Source organism: Streptacidiphilus carbonis (assembly GCF_000787775.1).
Lineage (GTDB): Bacteria > Actinomycetota > Actinomycetes > Streptomycetales > Streptomycetaceae > Streptacidiphilus > Streptacidiphilus carbonis.
In genome coordinates this window covers 1-3,082 of record NZ_BBPM01000133.1, presented here as the reverse complement: position 1 = coordinate 3,082, position 3,082 = coordinate 1, and the positions used below count along the sequence as shown (strand labels likewise).

Sequence of the window (3,082 nt, the reverse complement as noted above, 5' to 3'; positions counted from 1 at the left end):
GCCCAGGCCGTCGTGGTCCGGGACGACCGGAACGGCGACCGGCGCCTGGTCGGATACGTCGTACCGGCGGTGCAGGGCTCGGACGCGGCCGCGGTGGAGCAGGTCGACGAGTGGCAGCACGTCTACGAGCAGGTGTACTCGGCCGCCCAGCCGGCGGCCTGGGGCGAGGACTTCCGGGGATGGAACTCCAGCTACACCGGTGAGCCGATCCCGATCCCGGAGATGCTGGCATGGCGGGACGCCGCGGCCGCGCAGATCACCTGCTGGTCGCCGCGGCGGGTACTGGAGCTGGGCGTCGGGTCCGGGCTGCTGCTGTCCCGGATCGTCCCCGTGGTGGAGGAGTACTGGGGCACGGACATCTCGCCGGCGGCGATCGACCGGCTGCGGGCCCAGGCGGACCAGGCAGGCTGGGGCGACCGGGTCCGGCTGCGGTGCCGGCCGGCTGACGACACGTCCGGACTGCCCGGCGACTACTTCGACGTGGTCCTGCTCAACTCCGTCGTCCAGTACTTCCCGGACGACGACTACCTGGACCAGGTGCTGAGCCGGGCGATGGAACTGCTCGCCCCCGGCGGGCGGATCGTGGTGGGCGACGTGCGGCACGGCGGTTCGCTGCGGGTGATGCAGGCCGCCGTGCAGCGGGTCCGGCACCCGGCCGCGGCGCCGTCCACCGTGCGTGCGGCGGTCGAGCAGGCGGTGCTGCTGGAGAAGGAACTCGTCCTCGACCCGGAGTGGTTCACCCGCTGGGCGGCACGGCACGGTGCCGGCGTCGACATCCGGCTGAAGCCCGGCGAGGCGCACAACGAGCTGACGCGGCACCGCTACGAGGTGACGCTGCACCGCACGCCTGCGGACGCGGAGCCGCTGGACGGGCTGCCGGTGGTCGCCTGGGGCCGCGACGTCGACGGACTCGTCAGCCTCGAAGGGCTGTGCCGTCGGCGCGGCGACGCGCCGCTGCGCGTGGTCGGCATACCGAACGCCCGGCTCGCCGACGAGGTCGCGCTCGCCGCGGCGGCCTCGGTCGTCGCCGCCCCCGCCGCGCGGGGCGCGGCGGTCGACCCGCAGGAACTGAGCGCGTGGGCCGGCGCACGGGGCTGGGACGTGCTGCAGACCTGGTCGGCCACCGCGGTCGAGTGCTTCGACGCGATCGTCCTCCCCGCCGGCATGCCTGCCGGACAGGCCTTCACCGGCGGCTACCTGCCCTCGGACCGCCCGGACCAGGCACTGGTGAACGACCCGGCGGCGGCCCGCGAGGTGGGAACCCTGGTCACCGCGCTGCGCGGGTACGTGCAGGACCGGCTGCCGGAGTACATGGTGCCGTCGGCCGTGGTGGCCATCGGCGAGATCCCCCTGACGCCCAACGGCAAGCTGGACCGGCGGGCGCTGCCGGCGCCCGACTACGTCGGCGCGTCGACGGGGCGGGCCCCGCGCACGCCCCAGGAGGAGACCCTGTGCGGTCTGTTCGCCGAGGTGCTCGGACTGGACCGGATCGCCGTCGACGACGACTTCTTCGCCATGGGCGGGCACTCGCTGCTGGCGACCCGGCTGATCAGCCGGATCCGGACCGTGCTCGGCGTCGACATCGCCGTCCGGACGGTGTTCGCCGCTCCGACCGTCGAGGAGCTGGCCGCGCAGCTGTCGGCGGGGCGGCGCACCCGGCCTGACCTGCGCCCGGTGGCGGAGCGCCCGGAACAGGTGCCGCTGTCCTTCGCCCAGCGGCGGATGTGGTTCATCGACCGATTCGAGGGCCCCTCGGCCACCTACAACACCCCGTTCGTGTTGCGGGTGCGGGGCGCTTTGGACGTGTCCGCGCTGGAGTCGGCGGTGCGGGACGTGGTGGGCCGGCACGAGAGCCTGCGCACCCTGATCGTCGAGGACGCGCTGGGGGTGCCCGGTCAGCGGGTGCTGCCGTCGGCCGACACGCTGGTGGACCTGCCGGTGGTGCAGGTGGAGCCGCAGGCCGTCGCGGCTGCCGTGGCACAGGCGGCCGGCTACGTCTTCGACCTGTCGGCGGAGATCCCGGTGCGGGCCCGGCTGCTGCGGTGTGGGGCCGAGGAGCACGTCCTGGTGCTGACGATGCACCACATCGCCGCCGACGGCGAGTCGATGGTGCCGTTGGCGCGTGATCTGGCGGTGGCGTACGGGGCGCGGGTGGGGGGTGGTGCGCCGGGGTGGGTGGAGTTGCCGGTGCAGTACGTGGACTACACGTTGTGGCAGCGGGAGCTGTTGGGGGAGGAGTCGGATCCGGGCAGTGTGTTGTCGGAGCAGGTGGCGTACTGGCGTGGTGAGTTGGCGGGGGTTCCGCAGCCGTTGCAGTTGCCGGTCGATCGTCCGCGTCCGCCGGCGGCCTCGCACCGCGGCGACATGGTGGAGTTCGGGTTCGACGCGGAGCTGCTGACCGGGGTGGAGCGGCTGGCCCGCGCGCACGGGGCGACCGTGTCGATGGTGCTGCAGGCTGCGCTGGCGGTGCTGCTGCACCGGCTCGGCGGCGGCGACGACCTGACGATCGGCTCGCCGATCGCCGGCCGTACCGACGACGGGCTGGCCGATCTGATCGGCTTCTTCGTCAACACCTGGGTGCTGCGGGTCGACCTGTCGGGCAATCCGTCGTTCGAGGAGCTGCTCGGCCGGGTGCGGGACAAGGCGGTGGCCGCCTACGACCACCAGGACGCCCCGTTCGAGCAGCTGGTGGAGTCGCTCAACCCGGAGCGGTCCACCGCCTACCACCCGCTCTTCCAGACCATGTTCAGCTGGCAGAACGTCGCCCGGTCCGACTTCGAGCTCCCCGGTCTGCAGGTGACGCTCGATCCGGTGTCGACCGGGACCGCCAAGTTCGACCTGTTCTTCAACATGGCCGAGGTGACCGGCGAAGGCGCTGTCGGCCACCTGGAGTATGCGACGGATCTGTTCGATCGGGGGACGGTCGAGGGTCTGGCGGCTCGGTTTGTGCGGGTGTTGCGGGTGCTGGTGGGTGCGCCCGGGGTGCGGGTGGCTGTGGTGGAGGTGTTGGAGCCGGTCGAGCGTGAGCTGGTGCTGCGGGGGTTCAACGGCACCGGGGTGCAGAGGCCCGAGGTGACCGTCG

The 3,082-nt window shown here is 73.0% G+C and carries 1 protein-coding gene; it reads left to right on the top strand.

The features are described 5' to 3' along the window. Positions 1-3,082: condensation domain-containing protein (locus tag TR46_RS45215; RefSeq protein WP_042411827.1), on the top strand; the 3,082-nt coding region annotated here is incomplete at both ends.